Source organism: Streptomyces sp. RP5T, from assembly GCF_003933965.1.
Classification (GTDB): Bacteria; Actinomycetota; Actinomycetes; order Streptomycetales; family Streptomycetaceae; genus Streptomyces.
Map to the genome: position 1 here is coordinate 1 of NZ_RSAJ01000825.1, position 2,949 is coordinate 2,949.

Consider the following 2,949-nt stretch of genomic DNA (forward strand, 5'->3'; position numbering starts at 1 on the left):
GCGCGAGGGTGTCCGCGCCGGAGCCGGGGCCGGACGCGGTGGCCGGCGCGACGACGAGCGGAAGGTGACCGCGATCTACGAGGTGCCGGGCGGTCTGGAGCGCGCAGTGGGCCACGCCGTTCACATCGGGGGGAAAGGATTCGGTCACTATGACGACACGCATAGGGGTGTTCTCGCCGTGCCGGACGTGGCCACGTCAACGTGGATCTTTGCGAACGGTGAACGTCCCATGAGCGTTGCGCTGCGCACCCGAGCAGGTCAGGCGGCGTCCATGCGCGCCTGACCCGCGGGTCGTCCCGAGTTCACCCGGCGGGTGCGACCGGGCCCGCGGGTCCGCGTCCGGAGGTGGTCTCACATGGCCGCGGTGTCCGGTCCGATACGGCTGCGGACGGCTGTCTGGACCTCGGCCTCCTCGGCCGGGTCGGCGGCCAGCCGGCGCAGTCGCTCCACGACCCGGGTGTCCCCGGTCTCGGCGTGCCGGGCGGCGATCTCGCGGGTGGTCTCCTCGCAGTCCCAGAGGCATTCGACGGCGAAGCCGGTGGCGAAGGAGGGGTCGGTCGCGGCGAGGGCACGGGCGGCGCGGCCGCGGAGGTGGGAGGAGGCGGTCTCCCGGTAGATGTGACGCAGCACGGGCGCGGCGCAGGCGATGCCCAGCCGTCCGGTGCCGTCGACGAGGGTCCACAGAGTGGGCGCGTCGGGGCCCTCGCCCCGTACGGCCTCCCGGAGGGCGGCGAGCACGAGGTCCCGGTCCTGGGCTCCCCCCAGACAGGCGAGCATACGTCCGGCGGCGGCGCCCAGCGGATCGGGCCGTCGCGCCCAGCCGCGTGCCCGGTCGACGGCGGCGATACTGCGCATGCGTTCGAACGCGTCGAGCGCGGCCTCCACGACGGCCGGCGAACCGGTGACGGCGGCGAGCTCGATCTGGTCGAAGGCGTCGGGATCATTGCTGTCGGCGAGATAGCGCAGCGCGGTGCAGCGCGCCCCGTCGGTGCCGTCCGCGGCGGCCGCGAGGATCTCGGGCCGGTCCTCGGGGCCCGCGACGGCGGCCAGACATCGGGCGGCGGGCACATGGAGCGCGGCTCCGCGTTCCACGCCCTGCTGGGCCCACTCGAAGACGGCCTGCACGCTCCACCCGGGACGGGGTCCGGCGGGCCGCATCTGGCGTTGCCAGCGGTCGAAACAGCCGGCCTCCTGAGCGGCACGCACACGCGTGGAGACGGATTCGCGGGGATCGTCGGCCCACAGCCGCCATGGCCTGGGTTCGAAGGCGTCGCGGACGGTGGCGGCCAGTTCCGCCTCGCCCTCCGGATCGGTGCCGAAGCGGGCGAGCACGGGTGCAGCGAGGGCGCGCAGTCCGGCGTCGTCGTCGCGCAGCGCCAGTTCGTCCAGCGCCCAGGCCCAGTTGGAGCCCGTGGCGGCGTACCGGCGCAGCAGTTCGAGCGCGTCGCGCCTGCCGTAGGAGGCGAGGTGGCCGAGGACGGCGAGGGCGAGGCCCGTGCGTGACTCCTCGGTGTCGAAGACGTCGTCCACCTCGAACAGGTGCGCCTCGATCTCGTCCAACTCGCCATTGAGGTCGAGGAAGAGACGGGCGTAGTAGAGGGAGCGGTTCTCCACCTGCCAGTCGTGGCGGGGATCGCGCAGCACGCAGTGGTTCAGGGCCGCGAGCGCCTCGGCGCGCGGGGCGGTGAGCGCGTGCAGTGTGCCGTCGCCGCGGCCCCGCTGGAGCAGGCCGAGCAGCGTACCGCTGGGCGCTATGACCGGATCGAACATGGGAAACAGCCTCACATCAAGCGTCGACGCAACCGGGGACGTGCATTACCTGGCCGCGTGACAACACGTCGGGGCGCCCGCCGTTTCCTGCTTGCTGTAAGCCATCTTCCTCTGCCTCTCGTCGGTGGCCCATGCGGACCGTGTCACGGTCCGCGCGGTGCGGCATCACCTGCCCAACCATCACGTCCGTGAACCACGACGTCATGATGACTCGGCACTTCCATCTGCCGCGACCGAAATTTCGGCGGCCCTGTACCGCCTCCCCCGTTGTCTGTGTCTTCGCTGGTCAGAACGTAGGTGTCAGTGCGCGGCGAACAGCTGGAGCAGTTCCGTCCTGCCGAACATCCGGGCCGTGTCGAGAGCCGAGGGAGTGCCCTCGGCCGGGTCGGCGCCGCTGTCCAGCAGGGCCTCGATGACGTCCGCGGAACCCTTGAAGACGGCTCCGGCGAGCGGCGTCTGCCCCCGGTCGTTGACCCCGCCGGCCGCCGCCCCGCGGGCGACGAGCGCGCGGACCGCGTCCGCGTGGCCGTGGTAGGCGGCGAGCATCACGAGGGAGTCCCCGCGGTCGTTGGTGAGGCCCGCCGGAACACCCGCGTCGACGTACGCCACGAGCGCCTCGGTCTGCCCCTGCCGGGCCAGATCGAAGATCTTGGTCGCCAGCTCCACGACCTCCGGGTCGGGGGCTTCAGTCATCGGCCGGACCGCCTCTCATACAACCGTTCAGGTGAATCGCAAGGGTACTGGCTCGCGGTACAGATGACCCGAAGTGCCGGACGTAAGGATCACCTGGGCTCCGCCAACCAAGTGAAAACGCGAAAATTTCATTCATTTGCACCTTTTGTCGTATGGATACATGCTGTGATGCTGGAAGTACTCATGGTGACTGTCCCCACGAACCAGGAGCACCGAAAATGATCCTCTCCATCTCGGGTGTCGTACTGCTCGGCATCGTCGTCTTCATCTTCTTCCGCAAGGACGGGCTCAAGGCCTCGCACGCCCTGATCTCGGCGCTGTTCGGCTTCTACCTGGCCAGCACGGCCATCGCCCCGAGCATCAAGGCCGGCGGCGAGAGCCTGGCGAGCCTCCTCGGCGGCATCAAGTTCTGACGCCGCCCTTCCCGTCCGCACGCACCTCCAGGAGACAGCAGTGGCCCGCCGCCCCCTCCCCCGCATCCTGAGC

Annotated in this window: 3 protein-coding genes and 1 pseudogene; 1 reads left to right on the forward strand and 3 read right to left on the reverse strand. The window is 70.6% G+C overall.

Going from position 1 to position 2,949, the window contains the following annotated elements:
• The 3 genes and pseudogenes from EHS43_RS48515 to EHS43_RS41615 form a co-directional block, all read right to left on the reverse strand.
• A pseudogene (locus EHS43_RS48515) lies at positions 1-163 on the reverse strand (glycosyltransferase family 1 protein); the annotation flags it as partial.
• Between the two features lie 188 nt (positions 164-351).
• Positions 352-1,770, reverse strand: a complete 1,419-nt coding sequence (locus tag EHS43_RS41605; RefSeq protein ID WP_125195688.1) for a HEAT repeat domain-containing protein — start codon at positions 1,768-1,770, stop codon at positions 352-354.
• Positions 1,771-2,070: 300 nt separating this feature from the next.
• Entirely contained in the window at positions 2,071-2,463 is a 393-nt protein-coding gene (locus EHS43_RS41615) for an ankyrin repeat domain-containing protein (protein WP_125195690.1), read from the reverse strand.
• Between the two features lie 218 nt (positions 2,464-2,681).
• On the opposite strand from EHS43_RS41615, the gene EHS43_RS41620 reads away from it, so the two are divergent.
• The gene (locus tag EHS43_RS41620; protein ID WP_007380617.1) at positions 2,682-2,876 is read left to right on the forward strand and encodes a hypothetical protein; all 195 of its coding nucleotides are present in this window, start codon (positions 2,682-2,684) and stop codon (positions 2,874-2,876) included.
• Positions 2,877-2,949 lie beyond the last annotated feature (73 nt).

What these genes read in the sequence shown, in the direction of transcription:
- EHS43_RS41620 (WP_007380617.1), top strand. Translation starts at nt 2,682, where the DNA reads ATGATCCTCTCCATCTCGGGTGTCGTACTGCTCGGCATCGTCGTCTTC.
- EHS43_RS41605 (WP_125195688.1), bottom strand. Translation starts at nt 1,770, where the DNA reads ATGTTCGATCCGGTCATAGCGCCCAGCGGTACGCTGCTCGGCCTGCTC.
- EHS43_RS41615 (WP_125195690.1), bottom strand. Translation starts at nt 2,463, where the DNA reads ATGACTGAAGCCCCCGACCCGGAGGTCGTGGAGCTGGCGACCAAGATC.